The 21,308-nt window shown below is 59.8% G+C and carries 20 protein-coding genes; 5 read left to right on the top strand and 15 right to left on the bottom strand.

Annotated features, from left to right (window positions below):
* Nucleotides 1-14 precede the first annotated feature (14 nt).
* From rlmC to HWU94_RS02010, 5 genes are all read right to left on the bottom strand, one after another.
* Nucleotides 15-1,151, bottom strand: a complete 1,137-nt coding sequence (gene rlmC, locus HWU94_RS02030; RefSeq protein ID WP_185174095.1) for a 23S rRNA (uracil(747)-C(5))-methyltransferase RlmC — start codon at nt 1,149-1,151, stop codon at nt 15-17.
* A gap of 118 nt (nt 1,152-1,269) precedes the next feature.
* Nucleotides 1,270-1,422, bottom strand: a complete 153-nt coding sequence (locus HWU94_RS02025) for a hypothetical protein (protein WP_185174094.1) — start codon at nt 1,420-1,422, stop codon at nt 1,270-1,272.
* Between the two features lie 239 nt (nt 1,423-1,661).
* A complete protein-coding gene (gene groL / locus HWU94_RS02020; RefSeq protein WP_135013265.1) occupies nt 1,662-3,287 on the bottom strand; it encodes a chaperonin GroEL in 1,626 nt (541 codons plus the stop codon).
* Between the two features lie 327 nt (nt 3,288-3,614).
* Nucleotides 3,615-4,361 (bottom strand): LytR C-terminal domain-containing protein, encoded by a 747-nt coding sequence (locus HWU94_RS02015; RefSeq protein ID WP_185174093.1) that lies wholly within the window; start codon nt 4,359-4,361, stop codon nt 3,615-3,617.
* Nucleotides 4,362-4,460: 99 nt separating this feature from the next.
* The gene (locus HWU94_RS02010; protein WP_185174092.1) at nt 4,461-4,703 is read right to left on the bottom strand and encodes a DUF3263 domain-containing protein; all 243 of its coding nucleotides are present in this window, start codon (nt 4,701-4,703) and stop codon (nt 4,461-4,463) included.
* Nucleotides 4,704-4,766: 63 nt separating this feature from the next.
* Here HWU94_RS02010 and HWU94_RS02005 point away from each other — a divergent pair, with 63 nt between their 5' ends.
* A complete protein-coding gene (locus HWU94_RS02005) occupies nt 4,767-5,447 on the top strand; it encodes a uracil-DNA glycosylase (RefSeq protein ID WP_185174091.1) in 681 nt (226 codons plus the stop codon).
* A gap of 60 nt (nt 5,448-5,507) precedes the next feature.
* Here the strand turns inward: HWU94_RS02005 and HWU94_RS02000 are convergent, their stop codons facing one another.
* From HWU94_RS02000 to HWU94_RS01955, 10 genes are all read right to left on the bottom strand, one after another.
* Nucleotides 5,508-7,127, bottom strand: coding sequence for a threonine/serine exporter ThrE family protein (locus HWU94_RS02000; RefSeq protein WP_185174090.1), 1,620 nt, complete (start codon nt 7,125-7,127; stop codon nt 5,508-5,510).
* Nucleotides 7,117-9,240 carry a threonine/serine exporter ThrE family protein gene (locus HWU94_RS01995; protein WP_185174089.1) on the bottom strand — a complete coding sequence of 708 codons (2,124 nt, stop codon included), beginning with the start codon at nt 9,238-9,240 and terminating at the stop codon, nt 7,117-7,119. The genes HWU94_RS02000 and HWU94_RS01995 overlap by 11 nt, the downstream gene beginning before the upstream one ends.
* Before the next feature lie 80 nt (nt 9,241-9,320).
* Nucleotides 9,321-10,421 (bottom strand): peptidoglycan bridge formation glycyltransferase FemA/FemB family protein, encoded by a 1,101-nt coding sequence (locus tag HWU94_RS01990; RefSeq protein WP_185174088.1) that lies wholly within the window; start codon nt 10,419-10,421, stop codon nt 9,321-9,323.
* Nucleotides 10,422-10,647: 226 nt separating this feature from the next.
* Nucleotides 10,648-10,926: an HPr family phosphocarrier protein gene (locus HWU94_RS01985; protein WP_135013272.1), complete on the bottom strand. Its 279-nt coding sequence runs from the start codon at nt 10,924-10,926 to the stop codon at nt 10,648-10,650.
* A 117-nt stretch (nt 10,927-11,043) separates the two neighbouring features.
* Nucleotides 11,044-12,741 carry a phosphoenolpyruvate--protein phosphotransferase gene (ptsP, locus tag HWU94_RS01980; protein ID WP_185174087.1) on the bottom strand — a complete coding sequence of 566 codons (1,698 nt, stop codon included), beginning with the start codon at nt 12,739-12,741 and terminating at the stop codon, nt 11,044-11,046.
* Nucleotides 12,742-12,771: 30 nt separating this feature from the next.
* Nucleotides 12,772-14,772: a fructose-specific PTS transporter subunit EIIC gene (locus tag HWU94_RS01975; RefSeq protein WP_185174086.1), complete on the bottom strand. Its 2,001-nt coding sequence runs from the start codon at nt 14,770-14,772 to the stop codon at nt 12,772-12,774.
* A gap of 54 nt (nt 14,773-14,826) precedes the next feature.
* The gene (locus tag HWU94_RS01970) at nt 14,827-15,789 is read right to left on the bottom strand and encodes a 1-phosphofructokinase family hexose kinase (protein WP_185174085.1); all 963 of its coding nucleotides are present in this window, start codon (nt 15,787-15,789) and stop codon (nt 14,827-14,829) included.
* Nucleotides 15,786-16,577, bottom strand: a complete 792-nt coding sequence (locus HWU94_RS01965) for a DeoR/GlpR family DNA-binding transcription regulator (RefSeq protein ID WP_185174084.1) — start codon at nt 16,575-16,577, stop codon at nt 15,786-15,788. The genes HWU94_RS01970 and HWU94_RS01965 overlap by 4 nt, the downstream gene beginning before the upstream one ends.
* 99 nt (nt 16,578-16,676) lie before the next feature.
* Nucleotides 16,677-17,117, bottom strand: coding sequence for a VanZ family protein (locus HWU94_RS01960; RefSeq protein ID WP_185174083.1), 441 nt, complete (start codon nt 17,115-17,117; stop codon nt 16,677-16,679).
* Complete coding sequence (locus tag HWU94_RS01955) at nt 17,117-18,232, bottom strand: histidine phosphatase family protein (RefSeq protein WP_185174082.1); 1,116 nt, start codon at nt 18,230-18,232, stop codon at nt 17,117-17,119. The genes HWU94_RS01960 and HWU94_RS01955 overlap by 1 nt, the downstream gene beginning before the upstream one ends.
* A 322-nt stretch (nt 18,233-18,554) precedes the next feature.
* Here HWU94_RS01955 and HWU94_RS01950 point away from each other — a divergent pair.
* The 4 genes from HWU94_RS01950 (at nt 18,555) to HWU94_RS01935 (ending at nt 21,195) form a co-directional block, all read left to right on the top strand.
* A protein-coding gene (locus HWU94_RS01950; protein ID WP_185174081.1) for an IS3 family transposase occupies nt 18,555-19,768 on the top strand; the annotation gives its coding sequence in 2 pieces (ribosomal slippage) (nt 18,555-18,834 and nt 18,834-19,768; 1,215 coding nt in all).
* On the top strand, nt 19,765-19,983 hold the full coding sequence (locus HWU94_RS01945; RefSeq protein WP_185174080.1) for a hypothetical protein: 219 nt from the start codon (nt 19,765-19,767) through the stop codon (nt 19,981-19,983). The genes HWU94_RS01950 and HWU94_RS01945 overlap by 4 nt, the downstream gene beginning before the upstream one ends.
* Nucleotides 19,976-20,425 carry a hypothetical protein gene (locus HWU94_RS01940; protein WP_185174079.1) on the top strand — a complete coding sequence of 150 codons (450 nt, stop codon included), beginning with the start codon at nt 19,976-19,978 and terminating at the stop codon, nt 20,423-20,425. The genes HWU94_RS01945 and HWU94_RS01940 overlap by 8 nt, the downstream gene beginning before the upstream one ends.
* 269 nt (nt 20,426-20,694) lie before the next feature.
* Complete coding sequence (locus HWU94_RS01935; protein WP_185174078.1) at nt 20,695-21,195, top strand: hypothetical protein; 501 nt, start codon at nt 20,695-20,697, stop codon at nt 21,193-21,195.
* The last annotated feature ends 113 nt before the right edge of the window (nt 21,196-21,308 follow it).

Here is a 21,308-nt window from a genome sequence, read left to right as displayed (position 1 = left end):
AAAATGGTGGCGCGCTAGCGGCTACGCTGGAGTAGCATAATCGTCTCGTAGTGGTTGCTGTGCGGGAACATATCCATTACCTGCCCCTGCACGGGCTCCATCGACGGCATGCTTTTGAGATCTTTGACGAGAGAGCGCAGGTTGCAGCTCGAATAGATCACCTGGTCGATACCGCTGCCCTCGATCCAGTGAGAAAGCTGCGGCCCCAGCCCCCGGCGGGGCGGGTTCACAATCAGCATATCGGGCACCTGGCCGCTACTGGTGGCGTAGTCGGGCGCATCCTGGGCAATGAAGTGTAAACCCGCAAGTCCCCGTTCAGCGACGGTGCGCTGGGCAGAGGCAATAGCTTCGCTACTAATTTCAATACCGGTTACGGTAGCCCCCGTTGGCATGACCGCTGCAGCGTGCAGGGCGAAGCCCCCTACCCCGCAGTAGAGGTCCCAGAGGCTGGCCGGCGCTGCTTCGCTGACCCATGTCTGAGCCCGACGGTACAAGGAAGCTGCGATGGGGGTGTTGGTCTGGAAGAAGCTCTGGGGGCGCAGATGCAGGGTCATATCGTTAACCTGCATGGGCAGGGTGGTGCGCTCAGTCAGAATAATTTCTTCGCTCCCCTCAACCAGGGCAACGTGTTCGCGCAGCAGGTTGACGCTCACCACCGCAAGCTGGGGTAGCTGTTCGTGGAGCCAGGGCAGTTCCCGTTTGAGCGCAACAATGAGCTTTTTGGAACGCAGAACGAAGCGGACCATCAGTTCGCCGCTATCGGAAGCGGTCACCAGAATGTTTTTGAGTTCCCCTTTGCGCTTCTGAACGCTGTAGGGGGTAAGGTCAGCCCGCTGGATCAGGTCAGCAAGGACGGGTATGGCCCGGCTAATTGCGGGCAGGTAAAGCTGGCAGTCGGTGAGGTCAATGCCCTGCCCCTGCCTGTCGAGAATACCGAGGGTGGGCTGCTGGGAGGTCCCGCCGACGACCAGCTTAGCCTTGTTGCGGAAGGCTTGGTCTGCGCTTGCTACGGGTGGGAGCCAGCTGAGGCTCTCCCAGGGTTCGAGCAGGGTCTGGGCGTCATGCTGTTTACCCGCTAACTGATCGGTGTAGGGGGTTTCAAGTAGAGAGCATGAGCGGCAGAGGCCGGCATCGAAGTAGTGGCAACGCATAGCTTCACTATTTTACAGCTCCCTGCCACCGGTCGTATAGGCGGAGCTTTGGGCATAGAGAAACCGGCGCCTCGTTGCCGAGACGCCGGTTCCAGGAAAACACAATCACTATTAACTCTTAGCCACCTGCACCAAATGCAAGATCGCGATGGAGAGCCTCAGCGCTCTTCTTCTCGAGCTTGGTCCAGCCGTCAGATGCGTAGGCAACAAGCAACATTGCCAGGAGCCCCACAATGATTGCGTAGAGGACAAAATCGACAATGGTAACCATATGCCTCACACCTTTCAGTTTCGCCTTTGATACTGATGAATAAAAGTAAGAGAAGACCTCTTTAGTGATTTAAAGCATACCCACAGGCTGGTGTGAAGTGCAATACTATTATCTAAAATTTTTAGTCATATTTTCAGAAGGGTGTAAAAACTCCGCCACTCCTTGCCAGGGGCAAGAAGTGGCGGAGCTTACAGCACGTGAGGAACCGGAAATGAACCGGTTTTCTCAGGCGGACGTAATTACATCATGCCGCCCATGCCACCCATGTCGGGGGCAGCAGCTGCTGCTGCAGGTTCGGGCTTGTCGGCAACGACGGCCTCGGTGGTCAGGAAGAGACCGGCGATGGAGGCAGCGTTCTGCAGGGCAGAGCGGGTAACCTTCACGGGGTCATTGATACCTGCTGCCATGAGGTCTTCGTATTCGCCGGTTGCAGCGTTCAGGCCGGTACCTGCGGGCAGGTTGCGGACCTTGTCAACAACAACGCCGGGCTCCAGGCCTGCGTTGAAGGCGATCTGCTTGAGGGGAGCGTCAATGGCGACGCGGACGATGTTTGCACCGGTTGCTTCGTCGCCGGAAAGTTCCAGCTTCTCGAAGGCCTTAACGCCAGCCTGAATCAGGGCTACACCGCCACCGGGGACGATGCCCTCTTCAACGGCTGCCTTAGCGTTGCGGACGGCGTCCTCGATGCGGTGCTTGCGTTCCTTGAGTTCGACCTCAGTGGCGGCACCTGCCTTGAGAACTGCAACGCCGCCAGCCAGCTTGGCCAAGCGCTCCTGCAGCTTCTCGCGGTCGTAGTCAGAATCAGAGTTAGCGATTTCACCGCGGATCTGGGCTACGCGACCCTCGATAGCGTCGGCATCGCCGGCGCCCTCGATGATGGTGGTCTCATCCTTGGTCACAACAACCTTGCGGGCCTGGCCGAGCAGGTCGATGGTTGCGGTGTCGAGGGAGAGGCCGACCTCTTCGGTGATGACCTGGCCGCCGGTGAGAATAGCGATGTCGGCCAGCTGGGCCTTACGGCGGTCGCCGAAGCCGGGAGCCTTAACAGCTACAGACTTGATGGAGCCGCGCATCTTGTTGAGGACCAGCAGAGCCAGAGCTTCGCCCTCGACGTCCTCAGCGACGATCAGCAGGGGTTTGCCGGACTGCATGACCTTTTCGAGGACAGGGACGAGGTCCTTGACGTTAGAAATCTTGGAGCTAACGATCAGGATGTAGGGGTCTTCAAGAACAGCCTCCTGGCGGTCTGCGTCGGTGACGAAGTAGCCGGAGAGGAAGCCCTTGTCGAAGCGCATACCCTCGGTCAGTTCCAGGGTCAGGCCGAAGGTGTTGGACTCTTCGACGGTGATGACGCCTTCCTTGCCAACCTTTTCCATGGCCTGGGCAATCAGCTTACCAATTTCGGGGTCGCCGGCTGAGATAGATGCGGTTGCAGCGATCTCTTCTTCGGTTTCTACTTCCTTAGCTGACTCCAGCAGTTCGGCGGTGACGGCTTCTACAGCCTTTTCGATGCCACGCTTGAGGGAGAGGGGGTCGGCGCCAGCGGCGACGTTGCGCAGGCCTTCGCGGACGAGGGCCTGAGCCAGGACGGTTGCGGTGGTGGTACCGTCACCGGCGATGTCGTCGGTCTTCTTGGCGACTTCCTTGACCAGCTCTGCGCCGATCTTTTCGTAGGGGTCTTCGAGTTCGATTTCCTTGGCGATGGAAACACCGTCGTTGGTGATGGTGGGTGCGCCCCAGGCCTTCTCCAGTACAACGTTGCGACCGCGGGGGCCGAGGGTTACCTTCACTGCGTCTGCTAGGGTGTTCAGACCCTTTTCAAGACCGCGGCGTGCCTCTTCATCAAAAGCAATCAGCTTTGCCATATGGCTTTCGCTCCTTCTGGAACATTCGGGGTGAGCGCGATTCTTCGGTGCCCGCGACGGACGGCGCAGCCTGTCTCTCGCCGTCGGGGCGGGTAGGGTGCGCCTCACCAGAGCATCGCTTCAGGTGTTTTACTCAAGAGCGGTTCGGCGGCTAAACCTAGCACATGATTTAGCAGTCGAAGCCCCTGAGTGCTAATACCAATCTTGGCACTTGAGCTCTAGGGGCGCAAACCTATTGCTCCCCCAGCTGAGCCTTAATCGCCCACAGCGCACAAGAGGTGCCGGGCAGGTGGTAGGTGGACGTCCGCTGGCCGCGAGTAAGCGTCCCTAGCCTAGCTGGTAGGTGCCGGTTGCTGAGTCGTAGATGTAGTTACCGGTGGGGTCTAGGTAGAAGGTAGCGGTGGCCGGGTCATAGCTATAACGATCAACGGAGGTGGGTATACCGGGGTTAGGCTCTATCTCTACCGCTCCGGTGCCGCTATCGGCAGTTTCTTGGGCAGTAGCTGAAGGTGAGGGCGATGCCCCGGGCAGGCTGGTGGGGTCAAAGTCGGCTCCGAGCACCACGTAGATGAGGCCGGTTTCAGCCTGGTAGTCCTGGGCGATGGTGGGCAGCCCCAGGGTGTCGGCTATTTCGTTGGCTTCTGAGGACGCCCCTGTGGCGAAGTACACCAAAGACTCCGCTGTGTAGGCTCCTGCCCAGTTAGCGGTAGAGGTAACGGTGTAGCCGGCCTCTTCGAGGGCTGCGGTAGCCTGGGCAGCAGCGCCGGCAGGCGCACTGGAGTTATACACCTCAACGGTCACGCTAGAAGGGTTAGTGGTGGGAGTGACTTCAGCACTCGGGCTTGCCGATGCGGTAGCGGTGGCACTGGTTGAGCCGGACGCCTCGGGGGCAGCGGTGCGCGGAGAGATCACGTACATGGTGCCACCCACGATGAGGGCCAGCACGCCGCTAACAATAATAGCGAGCAGACCAGCGCGGGACGTCGCAGTATCGTCAACAGCACCGCGATAGGCGCCGCGGCGGGCGTTGTTCTCATCGATGTCGTCAAACTCATCGCGGGGGTAGCTGTTCACGGGCGTCCTCATGATTGTGCGCGGTGGCGGGCTTTTAGTTACTAGGGTACACGCTAGGTGCCGGTGAAGCGGGCTCATGCTCCCTACCGGCCAAGAGGCTTAGGTTAGGGCATCGCGCTTGAGCCGTAGGCGGTGAGTCAGTGCGGGTTCGGCGGCAACTGCCTTGGGGTTGTCGATAAGAGCGTTGAGCTGCTGATAGTAGGCAACCGGGGTCAGCCCCAGAGTGCGGGTAATAGCCTGTTCTTTGCTGCCCTGGTATTTGAAGCGTTTTTTCTCGAGATTGAGAATAGCTACCTCAAGCTCGCTCAAGCCCTCTGAGGGTTCGGTGGTCTCGCTGCTCATCTCTTAACTTTCAGTGGTCTAGTCTTAGTAGAGGAGAATACCGCATCCCTTCCAAGGAGTACTGTGCCTGCCCGTCCCCTGCATGAGATTATGTCCCCTGACTGGGCTCAAGCCCTCGCTCCGGTGGAGCCTCAGATTCGAGCTATGGGTAACTTCCTGCGCGCAGAGCACGAGGCCGGGCGGGCAACCCTTCCCCCTGGAACCGATATTTTTCGGGCCTTTACCTACCCCATGAACGAGGTGAAGGTGCTAGTGATTGGGCAGGACCCCTACCCTACCCCCGGACACGCGATGGGTCTGAGTTTTTCGGTGCGCCCCGAGGTGCGCCCGATTCCCCGGTCGCTGCAGAACATTTATAAGGAGCTCCAGGCCGACACCGGGCTGGTACCTCCGGCTCACGGGGATCTTACGGCGTGGAGCGCCCAGGGGGTTATGCTCATGAACCGAGTGCTTTCGGTAGGGGCAGGTCAGGCGGGGTCGCACCGCAATCTGGGCTGGGAGCAGGTCACAACCGCTGCCATCGAGGCGCTGGCGAAGCGGGGCATGCCCTTGGTGGGGTTGCTCTGGGGTGCGGACGCCCGCAAATGCAGGCCCCTGCTCGGCGGCTACCCCTGTGTGGAGTCCCCGCACCCGTCCCCGCTCTCGGCCTCGCGGGGTTTCTTCGGGTCCCGTCCTTTTAGCCGGGTCAACGAACTTCTGGTTCAGCAGGGGGCAGATCCCGTTAACTGGCAGCTCCCCCAATAGTCACAAACGCAGTATCCGCTTGTCAGAAGCCTATCAGTTCATAGCTATGAAGGCATATACCTAATTTTTTGCCAAGGTGCGCAGCCGCTCTGTCAGAGCGTCCCATAGATAGGTGCCGAACACAATACCTGTTGCCATCAGCAAAACAGTCACGCCAGCAAGAGTGAGCCCCTGCAACCCCATCAGCGTATCCTGCCCGTTCAAGATGAGGTAGGAAGAGCGGAAGATAGTGAGACCGGGCAGCATAAACATCATGCCCGGAACATAATAAATCGACGCTGGGCTATGGAGAAGATACCCAAGGAAGCCAGCACTCAGCCCTACGGCTGTTGCCCCTGCCAGCACCTGCAGACGGGCGCCGTCCTCACCGGCAACCGCCCCTACCCCGTAGTAGGCTAGCTGCCCCACCAAAGACACCAGTCCAGACAGCACAATAGTGCGCGCTGACCCCTGCCAGGCAGCTGCAGACATAGCACTACCGATGACCATACCGGCAATAGAAACCCACAGGGGCGGGGGGCTAAAGACCGACTGCTGCACGTCAAGACTAGTGGCATCAAAGTAGTTCATGAGGGTTACCGCTACCGAGATTCCAGCAATCAAACCGGTAAAGTTTGCTCCCGTCACCACGAATTTACCGGCGGCGGTCAGCGGGAAGCCGTGAAGGGCGTCCTGCACCGCTGAAACCAGGCGGAAGGTGGGAAGGAACATCATCAGCCCAGCTGCCACGATGTGCGGGGCAGAAACGTAAAACCCTCTACTGTACAGCCACCCTAAGGGAGCTGATACGAGTAGGGCCAGCACCGTAATCGTTGCAGCACCCAGGGCCATCATGAAGTAGCTGGGCAGGCGCAAACGCCCCGCCCACACCAGTACGAAGTTCACCACGGTAAACACCGCTAGAGAAGTCACCGCAGCCCGCCAAGATCCTCCCACACCCAGGGTAAATGCCCCTGCGATCAGCAGGTTCCACGCCAATAAAACGGCCGGTGAATAGGGTTTCTTTTGAGCGTTGACCCGAGCTAGGCGGCGTTCGGCCCGGGCCCGGCTCACGGTCCCCTGAGCGATATCGTGCACCAGTCGGTAGAGCTGGTGCAGAGCCCAGTAGTTCTCGGAGGTAGAGCGAACGACCCGCACCAGGGTCAAGCCCAGTTTTTCGTTCTCCAGCCCTCCGGCTTCGGGCAGCTGCCCGCGGCTAGCCGCTTCGTCGAACTCAGAGACGTAGTTAATCACGATGGACTGATAGGTGATATCAACTTCTATATCGTGAATACCGTACATGGCGCAGACGGTCACTACCGCAGCATCTACATCTGCCGCGTCGGCGCCATAGTGGAAGAGGGTCTCAGCCAGGCGCAGGGCGAAAGCCAGGATTTCGCGGGTTTCTTCCTTCTGTCTGACCCGCTGGCGGTAACGGGCTAAGGCAACCTGCGCAACCTGACGCTGGGCAACGCGGGCGATCCCGCGGATAGGTACGGTTAAAGCCTGCTGGGGCTGGGCAAAAGAGCGCAGGCTCGCAGCTGCCCGACGGCGCGAAGAAACCGAAGGCGCGGGGGCGGTGGCCGGGTAGGACGCCTGCAGCAGCTCCGCCTGTGCAGGCGGCTGATTGGCTAAGGGCTGGGCGGCAACGGGCTTTTCAGAAAAGCCGTGCGTATCACGGGAGCCGCCGCTAGCGGTCACGCTTTTCTTTCTGTTCGCTACCCTCGACCGAGGGGCTCAGATAGCGCTGAATGATGTACTGCATGAGGTAGCTCCCCAGAACTACGCCAGAGGCCATAGAAAGAATAATGCCGATAGCCGCTACCATACCGGGTACACCGGCATCGGAGTTAGCTTCGACCGTAAAAAGGTAGAGGCCGCGGAAGACCGAGAGACCGGGAAGCAGGAAGGTCAGGGCAGGAACGTAGAAGATGGAGGCAGGGGCGTGCAGGCGATAGGCCAAGAAGGTACTCATCAGGCCAATCACGAGAGCGGCAAAAGCTGTGTTGGCTCGCCCCGCCCCGGGGCCAAACATGAGCGTATAGCCCTGGTAGACCCAGAAGCCGCAGGTAGCGATCAGCAGTATCCACAGTAGGGTTCGCCAGCGGGCGTGGGTGGTCACCGCAAAGGCAAGAGAGGCCAGCATAAAGAAGGTGTAGCTGACCCCCAGCCCCGCACCCACAAATCGGGTTTCGGTGATATCGAGCTCGCTCACCCCCAGTACCGACAGCACCGCTACCGCCGAGGCCAGCCCCACCACGATACCGAGGAAGGACATACCGGTTGAGACGAACTTACCCGCCGCTGTGAGCGGGAAGCCGTTGAGAGCGTCCTGCACCGTTGAAACCAACCGGGCGGTGGGCAGGAGCATAATGAGCCCCGCCGCCACGATGTGGGGAGCCGAGACGTGAAAGCCCACCTGGGAGAAGATAGATGCCTCATCCGATATATAAATAGCGGCGAAGGTAACCACACCGGCACCCGCAGCCATGTTAAAGAATCCGGGCATCTTGAGCTTAGAGATCAGGCTGTTAACGAAGTGAATCGCCAGGAAAACGATACCGCCCACGGCCCCCGCAGCGAGAGACCCGCCCAGGGCCAGAACCAGAGAGAAGGCCGCCACAATGTTAGCCAGCATGATAATCATGGGCGAGTAGGGTTTTTTAGCGGTATTGATCTTGTGCAGGCGACGCTCGGCCCGGTGGCGGGGCAACCCGCCCGCGGTGATGTCGTTAATGAGCTTATAGATGTCGTCCAGGGCAGCGTAGTTCTCTGACCAGGAACGTACCACGCGCATGACCGTGTGGCTAAACCGTTCTTTACCGGGTGCGGAGTCTTCGGGTTCGCTCAGATTGATAGCCCGGGTGCGGTCATCGACCTCGTCGATATCGGAGACGTAGTTGATAATCACCGACTGGTTGGTGATATCGATTTCTACGTCATCCAGCCCGTAGGCTGCACACACGGCCACAATCGCCGAGTCCACATCGACGGTATCTGCCCCGTAGTGGAACATGGTCTCAGCCAGACGCAGGGAGAAGTTGAGGATCTCACGGGCCTCTTCTTTCTCCCGCACATATTCGGCCCGGTGGGCTGCAGCGATATTGAAAGGACGCTGGGCCAGGCGGGCGATGCCTCGCATGGGTTTGGTGAGCGACTGGTCGGTGCTCACAAAAGACTTGAGGGAGGACCGCACCCGAGAGGGGCGCTTGACGGACAGGCGGGGGGCCGTTGGCAGGGCAACGGTGTGGGGCCCAGCAGCCGAGGGGTAGGAGGCCTGTTGCAGACCGGTGGCCTCGTTAACAGTGGGGGTGCCCGCAGTTACCGGGCCAGGGTCGCTGTCGCTATCGGCTCTCCCCAGACTCAGGTCGGTAGCCGGGCCAAAGGCTGAGGGCACCTGATAGGTAGCGGGGGTTGCCAGATCAAAAGCGGACGCCGGCGGTTCAGCTACCCCGGTAGCTGTAGAGTCTACGGTTTCAGCAGGAGTATCAAAGGCGCTCTCCCCCTGCCCCAGGTGGGCCAGCCGGTTGCGCAACTGCGGGTCCCGCACCTCATCAAGCGACACGACCGGCAGGGGCCCCCAAGCCTGAGAGGACGAGGGGGCGGGGGCATCCTGCCCACTGGCGTCCGAACCCTGTGCAGTTTGCCCGGCACTCCCCTGCCCAGCCGCAGGGTCTTCACCCGATGCCACGCGCGGCAGCAGGGCCGTCTGTCCAAAAGCCCCGGCCCCGGTGCCCTCATCAGAGGGAGCTATATCAAAAGCAGAGGCAGAAGGGTAAGCCTTTTGCTGCAAGGGAGTCTTGCTGGGGGTCAAAGGGATTACTCCTTCCGCCTCTTACGGTGAAAGTTGTTCAGGCACAGCATCTGCTGTACCCGGATTGAACCGGGGTCGGTTTAGTAGAAAGGCTGGCCGGTCTTACGGACCCAGAGCTGGCGCATAACCTTCTCAACAGCCTGATTCCAGGCCTTGTACTTGACCGGTGAAAGCACCTGGTCCCAGACGCCAACGTAGTCGATGACGTCCTTGGTGAAGGAGGTCTTGAAGAGACCCAGGCCGTAGTGGTGGTGGTCCTTGTTCTTGAGCTCGCTCTTGGGCGGGGTGCCGCAGAAATCGTAGCTCTTAATCTCGAATTCCTTCATCAGGTCGGTCAGGGCTGTCCACTGTACCTGGTGGGAGTCGCCGTACTGCTTGCGGCGGGGCTTAGAACCGCCGTCCTTGTAGGTGCCCTTCTCACCGTAGCGAATCACGTAGGCGCCTACGGAAGGCTCGCCGTCCTCGTAGGTGAAGTAGAGACGGCCCTGGCCAGCCTGTTCAAAGGTGGTCCAGAAATCGCGGTAGTAGTCGTAGGAGCGCAGATGCACGTTGGCGTTGCCCTGACCCACGGTATCCATGAGGGCGTACATCTTCTTCATGTTCTCTTCGGTCAGGGGCACACGCTCAACCTCGCAGCCCTCGCGCAGAGAACGGCGCACGGCATTGCGTCCGCGCGATGAGAGGGACTTGAGAACGTCTTCTTCGCTCTTATCGGTATCAAGAATCGCGGTGGAGTCATTGGGCTGGATGTTCCAGCTTTTGACCAGGCCGGTCTTGGCCATAAAAGCATTGACGGAGTCGTCTGCGATGATATCGGGCTCAATCTTGACCGCGAAGACACCCAGCTTCTTACGCTTGATGAAATCCTTGTTGGCATCGAGAATCGCGGGGATCTCTTCAACAGAGTTCACACCGGGGCCCTTAATCATGTACCAGATTTTGCCGAGGGCAGGTACGGACTTTTCGAGCACCAGGTTGTAGCTGGCAAAAGGGGCCTCTGCGCCGTCAAGGACGGTGGTGCCTTCGTAGACCAGGTAGAGAGGCTTCCAACCGTGCTTGGCTTTGACGGAAGCGAAGGACGCTGACTGCAGCAGGTTGCCGCCACCGGGGCTGGCGATGACGTGGTCATCCCAGGAGGCGATTTCGGCGTCGGTAGCGAAGCGGGCTGTGAACTGTCGCAAGGTCCCTCTTTTTCTTTTCGTGCGCGCGTGGGCGCGGGAAAGGTTTCAGCTTCCCAGTCTATCGAGAGTGGGCGGGCTATGCACCCTGTGGGCGCCGTGAGTTTCGTCTGGTGTAACTGGGTATCGGCCCTGTCGCCCCTTACCCGGGCACAGTGAAGCCCCAGCTTGCAGTAAGCGGGGGCTTCATGTTCAAACCGTTAGGCTGAGATTGCTCGACTAAACCGTATTATTCGGCGTCGTGGTCGGTCTCGAGGATCTTGACCAGGGTGTCGAGTGCTTCTTCAGCGCCTTCGCCCTCTGCGCGCAGAACGACCTTGTCGCCGTGCTTAGCGCCGAGTGACATCAGGGACAGGATGGATGCTGCGTCCATTGCTTCGTCTGCGGGCTCGCCTTCAGCTGCGATGGTGACTTCAACGGGGAGGTCGCCTGCTGCTTCAGCGAAAATCGCTGCGGGGCGGGCGTGCAGGCCAACACGGCTTGCGATGGTGGCAATACGTTCTGCCATGGTGTTCTCCTTATAAAGGGGGTGCGGATTTGTTGTCCACTACTGAGTCTAAATCAGGCGCGTATGTTTCGCGCGTGTTAACCGCTTATTTTGGTGTGATTTATTCAGTAGTGGAGGTTAGAGGCCGAGCTCGTCCAGAATCGGCAGGTGCTTGCGCGCTGCTTCCTTAGCTTCTGCTGAGGAGATCTGGTCGAGGGCGTCGTTGGCGATCTGCTGGGCCTTTTCGGGGGTGACCGACTTGAGCACGGCGGAGACAGCTGCCATGGCGCCAGCGTTCATGGAGAGGGTGTCAACGCCCAGGCCGACGAGGACGACGGCCAGTGCGGGGTCGGCTGCTGCTTCACCACAGACGGAGACGTACTTCTTGACGCCGGCCTTGGCGGATGCTCGCTTGGCTCCTTCGACGGTCAGCTTGATCATCTTGAGGACGGCGGGCTGCCAGGGGTTGTTGAGGTGGGCCAGGTCGCCGAGCAGGCGGTCTGCTGCCATGGTGTACTGGGTGAGGTCGTTGGTGCCGATGGAGACGAAGTCGACTTCACCGAGGATCGCTTCAGCGTTGACGGCTGCTGCGGGGGTTTCGACCATGACGCCGCGGGTTGCCAGGCCTACTTCATCAACCATTTCCTTGAAGCGGCGGGCTTCACTGGTGGTTGAGATCATGGGAGCCATAACCCAGATGTCGGCGTCGGAGCCGTCGGCTGCTGCCTTGATGGCTTCGAGCTGGCGTTCGAGGACGCCGGGCACGGTCCAGTCGGTGCGGTAGCCGCGGACGCCGAGGGCGGGGTTCTCTTCTTCCTTGACGTTGAGGAAGGGCAGGGGCTTGTCGGCGCCTGCGTCGAGGGTGCGGACAACGATGTGCTGGCCGGGGAAGGCGTCGAAGACGGCCTTGTAGCTGGCGGTCTGGGTTTCTACTGAGGGTTCAGCGTCGTGGCCCAGGAAGCCGAATTCGGTGCGGAGCAGACCCACGCCTTCGGCCTTGAGGCCGGCTGCCTTTTCTGCGCTCTTGCCGTCGCCGACATTGGCGTAGAGGGGCACAAGGGTGCCATCTGCCATAGCGCCGGTGCCGTCGAAGTCGGGCAGTTCCTTGCGGTTGGCGTACTTTTCGGCCAGGTCGCGGTGCTCGTCGGTGACCTCGGTGTTGACGGTACCTTCGTTGGAGTCAATGTAGACTTCGGTGCCGTTTTCGATGTCGGTGACGCCCTTGGCGGCAACGATAGCGGGCAGGCCAAGGCCGCGAGCAAGAATCGCGGTGTGGGCCTGGGGGCCGCCGTCGGAGGTGATGAGGGCGATGACATTCTTGGGATCGAGGGTGGCGGTGTCTGCCGGGGCCAGGTCGATAGCTGCCAGGATGAAGGGGTCAGCTGAGACGGGGATGCCGGGGGCCTGCTGGCCGGTCAGCTCGGCAACGATGCGGGCGCGGACGTCGTGGATATCGGTAACGCGCTCGGCCATGTAGCCGCCGAGAGCTGCCATCTGGTCGGCGAAGGCTGATGCGGCTTCCCAGACTGCGAGTTCGGGGGCCTTGCCCTGCTTTTCAACGATCTTGATGGCGCTCTTGAGCAGGGCGCGGTCGGTTGCCATCTGGGAGGTGGACTTGAGCACGGCCTTGCCATCGCGGCTAGCGTGCTCGGCGCGCTCCAGCAGACCGTTCTTGACGGTTTCGGCTGCGGCCTTGATACGCTCGGCGGCCTGCTCGGGGGTTTCGTCGGCTGAGAGCTTCAGGGATGATGAGGGAGCCTTGATGGGCTCGGGCATCTGAAGGACTTTGCCGATAACGCGGCCGGCGTAGACGCCGACACCCTTGTAGGTAGTCATAGTATTTTCCTTCTAAGAGGTTGAAGTGATTTAGGCGGTTGCCTCGGCCTTACGGCCTGCAAGTGACTTGAGAACAATATACATGAGAGCGCCCACTACGGTACCTGCGATGGCGGCCACAAGGAACATGAGGGGGTTCTCAACCAGGGCGATGATCCAGACACCGCCGTGGGGAGCGGGTGAGGCTACGCCTGCGCCCATGGAGATAGCACCGGCAACGGCTGCACCGACAACGGATGAGGGGATGACGCGCAGGGGGTCGGCGGTGGCGAAGGGGATGGCACCTTCGGAGATGAAGGAGGCACCCAGTAGCCAGGCTGCCTTGCCGTTTTCGCGTTCGGGGGCGCTAAAGAGCTTGGGGCGGACGGCGATGGCCAGGGCCATAGCCAGCGGGGGAACCATACCTGAGATGATGACGGCTGCCATGACCTGCTGGGAGGCCAGGGTACCGGCGGAGAGGCCTGCGGTGGCAAAAAGGTAGGCTGCCTTGTTGACGGGGCCGCCGAGGTCGAAGCCCATCATGGCGCCCAGGATGATGCCCAGCAGAATGGCTGAGGCACCGGTCATGGAGTTGAGCCAGTTCTCAAGAGAGGTGGTAACCCAGGCGAGGGGGCCACCGAGCAGGAAGAACATGAGGCCGCCTGCGAAGAGGGTGGCTACGAGCGGGGTGATGACCACGGGCATCATGGATGCGAGCCAGCGGGGTAGCTTGAGCAGGGAGAGCCAGTAGGCACACAGACCTGCGAGCAGACCGGCGACGATACCGCCGAGGAAGCCGCCACCCACCATAACGGCGACAGAACCGGCGATGAAGCCGGGAGCGATGCCGGGGCGCTGGGCCAGGCCGTAGGCGATGTAGGCTGCCAGAATCGGAACCATAGCTCCCAGGCCAAAGGCACCGATAGTGTGCAGGGCAGCACCCAGGTAGAGGGAGAGCGGCGTGTCGCCCAGGTTGGTGAGGGAGGCACCGGAGAGGATAGCTTCGGTGTCTACGTCACCCAGGTTGGGCATGGTGATAGCTTCGAGCATGAAGCCGATAGCCAGGATGATGCCGCCTGCTGCCACGAAGGGAATCATGTAGGAGACGCCGGTCATCAGGGCCTTGTAGATGCGGGTGCCCCAGGAGCCGCCTTCTTCAGCGGTTTCTGAGGAGTCAGCTGCACCTGCGGCAACGCGCTTGCCGTTGGGCTTCTCAGCTTCGGCAAGGGCTTCTTCGATCATGGCCTTGGGCTCGTCGATGCCGCGCTTGACGGGGGCTTCGACGTAGGGCTTACCGGCGAAGCGTTCGCGGCCGCGGACGGGCAGGGCAACGGCAAAGATGACGGCATCGGCTTCGTCAATCTCGGCCTGGGTGAGCTTGTCACCACCGGATGAGCCCTGGGGCTCAACCTTGAAGTCGTAGCCCAGCTCTTCGGCGGCGTACTTGAGGCCGTCTGCTGCCATGTAGGTGTGGGCGATGCCGGTGGGGCAGTTTGTCACAGCCACGATCTTCTTACGGCGGGCGGGGGCTTCTGCTTCAGCAGCAGCGGCTACGGAGCCGGACGCAGCAGCGGCAGCGGGTGCCTCAGCTACCTTTTCGCGTAGGCCCAGGGCCTCTTCAACGAGGACGACGACCTCGTCAGCGGTCTTGGCGTCGTGCAGGGCAGCGGTGAAGGACTTCTTCATAAGGGAGCGAGCCATCTGAGAAAGGATCTTCAGGTGGGCTTCGTCGCCGTCTGCGGGAGCTGCGATGAAGAAGATGAGGTCGGCGGGGCCGTCCTTAGCGCCGAAGTCAACGGCGGGGTTGGGGCGGGCCATAGCCAGGGTGGGCTCGGTGACTGCTTCACTGCGACAGTGGGGAATAGCGATACCACCGGGGATGCCGGTGTCGGTCTTTTCCTCGCGGGCACGCGCAGCGGCGTAGAGAGTCTCAAAGTCGGTGGCGCGGCCAGCACCTACGACGGCACCAGCTAGATGCTCGATGACATCGAAGCGGGTCTCGCCGAGGTTCTCATCGAGGCTGATGAGATCCGCAGTGATGAGAGCAGACATGTGCTCCTCCTCGGATTGTGTTTTAGGGTTTTGAGAATGTGGTTCGGTTGGGGTTTAGAGGGCTAGCTCGCGCAGGGTGACTGCTTCGGGCGTGGTTGATTCTAGGGTGGGCACCTGGGTGCCGGGGAGGGAGGCTGCAGCTGAGCCGTGGGCTACGGCCTGCACCAGGCATTCGGGCAGGGTTTTGCCCTGCTCGTGAGCAATCAGGAAGCCGGCCAGGGAGCAGTCACCTGCGCCCACGGTGGAGCGCACCTTGATGGGGGCGTGGACGGCGTGCCAGGCGCCTTCTGCTGTCACCAGCACGGCTCCTCCCCCACCCAGGGTGGCAAGGACCATTTCGACACCGCGGTCGACCAGTTCTTTGGCGGTAGCTGCGGTGAGTTCGGGGTTGGCTTCAAGCTCGTCTGCCATCTCGATTTTGCCGACCAGCTCAGCGAGTTCTTCGGAGTTGGGCTTGATGAGGTTGGGCATGCCGTCCAGGCCAACAAGGGCGTCGCGCAGGGCTGCACCGGAGGTGTCAACGGCGATGCGGGGGGCTTTCTCGCCCAGGGACTCGCGGATTGAGCGGCCCACAACGGCGTAGTAGTCGGAGGGGACGCCGGCGGGCAGGGAACCTGCCAGCACTAGCCAGGATGCCTCGATGGTTTCCTTAATCATGAGGCGGGTCAGCTGCTGCTGGGCCACATCGTTCAGGGGCTCACCGGGGGCGTTGATCTTGGTGGTGGTGCCGTCGGGCTCAACGATGGTGATATTGGAGCGGATCGGGGCGCCGATAGGCATGTTGACGAAGGGCACCTCTGCCTCTTTGAGGCTGGCCAGTACGGGGTCTTCGTTGTCGCCGGGCAGCACCGCTACGGTTTCGAAGCCGGAGATGTTGAGGGCGCGGGCAATGTTCACGCCCTTGCCACCGGGGTCGGACACCGCCGCGACGGCGCGCTGAACGGCACCGCGCTTGATTTCGTGGTTCAGTTCCACGGTGCGGTCCATGCTGGGGTTAGCGGTTAGGGTAACGATCATGCGATAAGCACCTCTACGTTGGATTCTTCAAGCGCTGCGGCGAGTTCGCCTTCGGGCGCTTTATCGGTAATGAGAGTATCGATGTCTTCAAGCCCGGCAAAGCGCACCAGGGACTCCTGGCCGAACTTGGCGGAGTCGCACAGGAGCACCACGCGGCGGGCTGACTTAACGATGGCGGTCTTGACGATAGCTTCGTTCAGACCGGGGGTGGAGAGCCCAAATTCGGCGTCCAGGCCGTTCACGCCGATAAAGGCGATGTCGGGTCGGATGGTTTCGAAGTGGGCAGCGGCGCGGGTACCAACAGCGGCCCAGGTCATCTTGCGCAGCTGGCCGCCCACCATATCGAGTACCACGCCATCGGCTTCAGCCAGTTTCACGGCGATGTGAAGGGCGTGGGTGATGATGAGGCGGTCGGCGCCTGACTTGAGGGAGAAATCTGCAGCAGCAATGCGGTCGGCGAGGATTTCGATGGTGGTACCGGCGTCGAGAACTACCGCACCGGCGTCCGAATCGCGCAGTAGCTCGTAGGCACGCAGGGCGATTTTCTGCTTTTCGGGGGTGTTCATGTTTTGACGTAGGGCGATAGACGACTCTACAGAGGTCGACTGCTCTACGGTTACGGCACCGCCGTGCACACGGCGCAGCTTACCGTCAGCTTCGAGGGCTGCTAGGTCACGGCGGACGGTTTCCATCGTGACTTCGTAGCGTCTAGCCAGGTCTGCGCCGTTGACACGGCGTGCAGAAGCCACGAGCTTCGCTATTTCGGCACGTCGTTCTTCAGCGAACATGTGTTTATCACCTTATACAACTGGAAGGTGGGTCGGGCGACCCTATCTACAGTTGATTTTATGTGGGTTTCTGTGGGTACGTCAATGTAAAACCCACGATTACGGGTGTGTTTCGGTGTTTTGGTTGGGTTTTTCGGTCACTTTCACTAGGGCCAGTGCCAAAACCCAACCGATAGCACACCCGAGGGTGTTGGCGAGGACGTCCAGGGGCGAGCTGGTGCGCCCGGGCATGAAGTGCTGGGTGGTTTCGATAGCCAGGGTACAGACCAGCCCACCCAGGGGTACGAGCCAGGTACGGGCCGGGCGCAGCAGCCAGGTGAAGAGCAGACCGCCGGGCACAAACATGACCACGTTCGACAACCATTCCACCTGCCCGTAGCCAAACCAGCCGGGCAGCCAGCCGCGGGCGTGGCCGTCCGCAAGAATCCTGGCTAGGGTTTCGCCCGACTCGCCGGAGTCAACGTGGGTGGGCCAGAAAACGATGAAGGCGACGGCAGCCACGTACAGGCAGGTGGTGACCCAGAGAAAAGTGCGCCCCACTAGGGCTTACCTACCAGCAGGGGCTCCTTCACCTCTAGCCAGTGGGCAAGGCCCGGCAGGTCAACCTCTAAGGGTTCGGCGTTAGCGATGGTGCCGAACTCCCGGCCGTGGGTGGCAGAGAGGGCACGGCGAATCAGGGAGCCGTGGGAGACGGCGATGACGCGCTGGCCCGGGTAGTCGCGGGCAATCTGGCGCAGCACCTTGATGCCGCGCAGGTAGACGGAGCGTTCGCTTTCAACGCCGCTGTAGTAGGCATCGGGCTCCTTGCGGGCCTCGGCTGAAATGTCGAGCCCTTCGGCTTCGCCATAGCCGCGTTCGACCAGGTCGTCGTAGGTGCGGTCGACGGCCAGACCGAAGGCGGCACCGATAATTTCTGCGGTCTCATGGGCGCGGGAGAGCGGGGACGAAACCACCACGTCGAACTCGAAACCCCGAGCCTTAAGAGAGGCTGCGGTCTCGTGGGCCTGGGCGCGACCGGTTTCGTTGAGGGGAATATCGCTGGAGCCCTGCATGAGGTGGGCCTTGTTCCAGTCGGTCTGACCGTGGCGGATTAGCATGATAGAGGACGCCCGGCGGGCAGGTGCCAGGGGCACCACCTCACCGTTGTGGGGCACCAGCACTTTCTGGCCGGTGCGGGCGGTTTGCAGGCGGGAAATCAGCATACCGTGCACCACGATAATCAGGTTCTTACCCGGGTAGTCGGCTTCGACCTGGTCGAGGGCGTCTTCAACGCGGGCGAGGAAGTCGGCCAGGGGTTCGATGTCTGCGGTTTCGTTTTCTACCGTCTCCCAGAGGGCGGGGTTGTTCTGTACGCCTTCGAGGTCTTTGAAGGAGCGTTCTGCTAGGCCCGGGTAGGAGCCGAGGACGGGTAGGCCCAGTTCGTCGGCGATAATGGCACCGGTTTCTGCGGCGCGGGAGAGGGGGGAGGTGACGACGCCGTGCCAGGTGAAGCCGGGGTGGGCGTCCGCTTGGGTCTTGGCGTATTCGAGCACGTTGTGGGCGGCGGCGAGCGCCTGGGCGCGGCCGGTGTCGTTGAGGGGTATGTCGCTGGAGCCCTGTAGGCGGTGTACGAGGTTCCAGTCGGTCTGTCCGTGTCGAATGAGTACGCTAGGCATGGGTTCTATTATCCCCTCCCAGCCCGCCGAGCGCGGGGTAGTGGGAGTGTTAGTTTGCTCCCGGGGCAGACGGATCTGTGCACAAGCATGCAGCGGCTAGGTGCCAGGTACTCGTGGCACACCGTATGCTCTCATACCGGGGTGGGCGGGAGCACCTGCGGCGTGGATTATGAATGGGGCGCCCCTCTTTCTAGAAGGATTCGGAGTGGACCTGCTCTAAGAATTCCTCAAATTTTTGTGGCGAAAAAGCTGATATGTACTGGGTTTAGTTCCGCTCCCGTAAATTTAGAAACAAACAAAAAGAGCAAAGGAACCTTCACCCATGCCCACCAAATACCCCCAAGAACTCAAAACACGAGCCCTACGCCTACTGACCGACCACCTGGAAAACAACCCCAACACAGGCATCTACACCGCCTGCCGAAACATCGGAGAACGCCTCGGCATCAGCCCCGAAACCCTACACAAATGGCACAAACAAGCCGCCATCGACCAAGGAGAAACCCCCGGGCCCACCAGCGATATGGCAGCAGAAAACCGAAGACTTCGCAAAGAAATTGCTGAACTACGCAGAGCCAACGAAATCCTGAAAGCCGCTTCGGCTTTTTTCGCAGCCGAGCTCGACCGTCCGGCCCGATGATGATCCGTTTCATTGATACCCATAAGGATCTCTTCGGGGTCGAGCCGATTTGCCGGACTCTCGCTGAGCATCTAGACGGTGGATTCATCACCTCACGTGGCTACCGAGCAGCAAAAGCCCGCGTGCCAGCAGCTAGAACACTCAGTGACCAGTTGCTGATCCCCGAGCTTCTGAGAATCCACCAGGAAAACTACGGAGTCTACGGGGTGCGCAAGATGTGGCAAGCCATGAGACGAGCAGGCTGGGCTATCGGCCGGGATCAGACCTACCGGCTCATGCGTGCTGCTGGTATCCAGGGGGTACACCGGGGTCGTAAACCGGTGACTACCAGGGCTACCAAGGCTCCTGATAACCGCCCTGACCTCGTCAACCGCCAGTTCACCTCTGATGCCCCACATCGCCTGTGGGTAGCAGATTTCACCTATGTTCGTACCACCAGCGGCTTCTGCTATACCGCTTTCATCACTGATGTCTTCAGCCGGAAGATTGTCGGTTGGGGTGTTTCCTCAACCATGCATACACTCGGGATGCCTTTGACGGCTTTGAAGCAGGCTCTTTTCGATGCTCGTAAGTGTGGGTCTGTTTTGACTGAGATTGTGCATCATTCTGACCGTGGGGCCCAGTACGTGGCTGAGGATTACACGCGTGAGCTTCGGGGCCTGGGTGTGCAACTGTCAGTTGGGTCAAGGGGCGATTCGTACGATAATGCTTTGGCTGAGTCGGTTAACGGTGCGTATAAGGCAGAGCTTGTGCGTGGCCGGTTCTTTGAGTCTGTTGCTCAGTTGGAGGTTGAGACGGCGGGTTGGGTGTGTTGGTGGAATGAGCAGCGGTTGCATTCGTCCCTTGGTTATCGGACTCCGCAGGAGGTGGTGGATGGTGTTGTGAGTCTCGTATGATGGTAGGAACTAAAGCCAGTACATATCAGCAAGTAGCTGGTGCTATTAGGCAGATTGTTTCTGGTGGTGTGGCGTCGCGTGGGCCGGTGGAGTCTTTGAAGTCGGTGTCTTTTGATCCTTCTACCGGTGAGGGAGTGTTGTCGGCGGCTTCTTATGCGGGTACGGTTTCTGGTGCGGTGTTGGTTGATGAGGTGACGGAGGTTCCTGGTGAGTAGTGGTGCGGTGAGTAAAGGGTCTAAGGATTCTAAGCCTAAGAAGCCTAAGCACTGGAGGGAGCTGAAGCTTACTGACAAGGTTTTTGTTGTAGGTTTTGGCTCGGTTGTTCTTGTGATGGTGTACGCGTTTTTGTGGTTCTTTTTAGCAACCCCAGTTAACAAAGCTTTTCACCACTCGCAGGAGTGCACCATTACGGCTGCGGTAAACCGTAGTAGCGGAGCTCGGTCTTATAGTTCCTCATCCAATATTTATATTCAGAGCCCTGATTGCTCTCATCTGGTGTATGAGGGGAAGCGTTATGGGTTGACCAATGATGAGATTGTTGAGCGTATTCGTGAGCTGGAAGGTCAGAGGGTGAGTGTGGATGTGGGGGTGTGGCAGATGCCTTTCTCGTCGGTGACGTCGGTGGTGGGTATTGAGGGTTTGGATTTGAGTAAGTAGCTGTTGCTGGTAAGGGGTGTTTGGTGTTGTGTAGGGTACCGGCACCCCTCTTTCTTTTGTGCCCTGTTGGGTTGGTGTGTTGTCGCCGAGGGTGACGCCGTTGAGGCAGAACTACTTATCGGGGTCCACCGTGGAAAATATAGCTGGTTACGGTATTGATAGAGTTGGCGACTATGCTCTAGGTGTCGCCAATTATGTCGTTACTCCTCAGGAGAATTCCTTGAATATCACAGATGCCGGGAAAGAAGGTCTTAAGAGCATGCTCAGTGGTGGCTCAAGTGGAGTTTCTTCTTCATCTGCGGACGCAATTCGACCCGCCACACCGTTACCTAATGAGTAGAAAAATGAATATATTTTATACTGATGAATTAAATAAAAAAGGAAACAAAAGGCCCAGAAAATGGGTTAGTTTTTGCCTGCTGATTATTGTTTTCCTCAGTGTTTTATCTATGCTTGGCATTCCTTTGTATAATGCATATAGTCAAAAGAATCCTATTGATAAGCAGTGCACCATTATCTCTGCAGAAGTCTTCAATAACCGCAGTGGTACCGGCGGGTTATCAACTTCCAGTACGAAGTTGAAGATCCGTACGCAGGAGTGCGGAACTGTCTATGTGTCTAAAGTTTTATCTCCTTCTCCCGCTGGGTCTTGGGATGAGATGGCTGCTGAGTTAGATGGGTATCGGGGTGAGCAGGTGGTGTTGGTGTTTCCTCCTTTTCAGTTGCCTGCTGAGGGGGATTATGCATTGGGGTATGGGTATCGTTTGTAGGTGATGCGGGGTGTTGGTGTCTTGTTGGGTGCCAGCACCGCCTTCCTTTTATCCTCATAGCCCGGGACGGCGTCGTCCTGATTGATTACTAGAACCTTTCTTCGGGGTGACGA

The organism is Rothia nasimurium (assembly GCF_014217215.1).
Classification (GTDB): domain Bacteria; phylum Actinomycetota; class Actinomycetes; order Actinomycetales; family Micrococcaceae; genus Rothia; species Rothia avistercoris.
Note: the sequence above shows the minus strand (reverse complement) of the source record. Positions and strands in the feature narration are given on the sequence as shown.

What these genes read in the sequence shown, in the direction of transcription:
- rlmC (WP_185174095.1), bottom strand. Translation starts at nt 1,151, where the DNA reads ATGCGTTGCCACTACTTCGATGCCGGCCTCTGCCGCTCATGCTCTCTA.
- HWU94_RS02025 (WP_185174094.1), bottom strand. Translation starts at nt 1,422, where the DNA reads ATGGTTACCATTGTCGATTTTGTCCTCTACGCAATCATTGTGGGGCTC.
- groL (WP_135013265.1), bottom strand. Translation starts at nt 3,287, where the DNA reads ATGGCAAAGCTGATTGCTTTTGATGAAGAGGCACGCCGCGGTCTTGAA.
- HWU94_RS02010 (WP_185174092.1), bottom strand. Translation starts at nt 4,703, where the DNA reads ATGAGCAGCGAGACCACCGAACCCTCAGAGGGCTTGAGCGAGCTTGAG.
- HWU94_RS01985 (WP_135013272.1), bottom strand. Translation starts at nt 10,926, where the DNA reads ATGGCAGAACGTATTGCCACCATCGCAAGCCGTGTTGGCCTGCACGCC.
- ptsP (WP_185174087.1), bottom strand. Translation starts at nt 12,741, where the DNA reads ATGACTACCTACAAGGGTGTCGGCGTCTACGCCGGCCGCGTTATCGGC.
- HWU94_RS01975 (WP_185174086.1), bottom strand. Translation starts at nt 14,772, where the DNA reads ATGTCTGCTCTCATCACTGCGGATCTCATCAGCCTCGATGAGAACCTC.
- HWU94_RS01970 (WP_185174085.1), bottom strand. Translation starts at nt 15,789, where the DNA reads ATGATCGTTACCCTAACCGCTAACCCCAGCATGGACCGCACCGTGGAA.
- HWU94_RS01965 (WP_185174084.1), bottom strand. Translation starts at nt 16,577, where the DNA reads ATGTTCGCTGAAGAACGACGTGCCGAAATAGCGAAGCTCGTGGCTTCT.
- HWU94_RS01955 (WP_185174082.1), bottom strand. Translation starts at nt 18,232, where the DNA reads ATGCCTAGCGTACTCATTCGACACGGACAGACCGACTGGAACCTCGTA.
- HWU94_RS01945 (WP_185174080.1), top strand. Translation starts at nt 19,765, where the DNA reads ATGATGGTAGGAACTAAAGCCAGTACATATCAGCAAGTAGCTGGTGCT.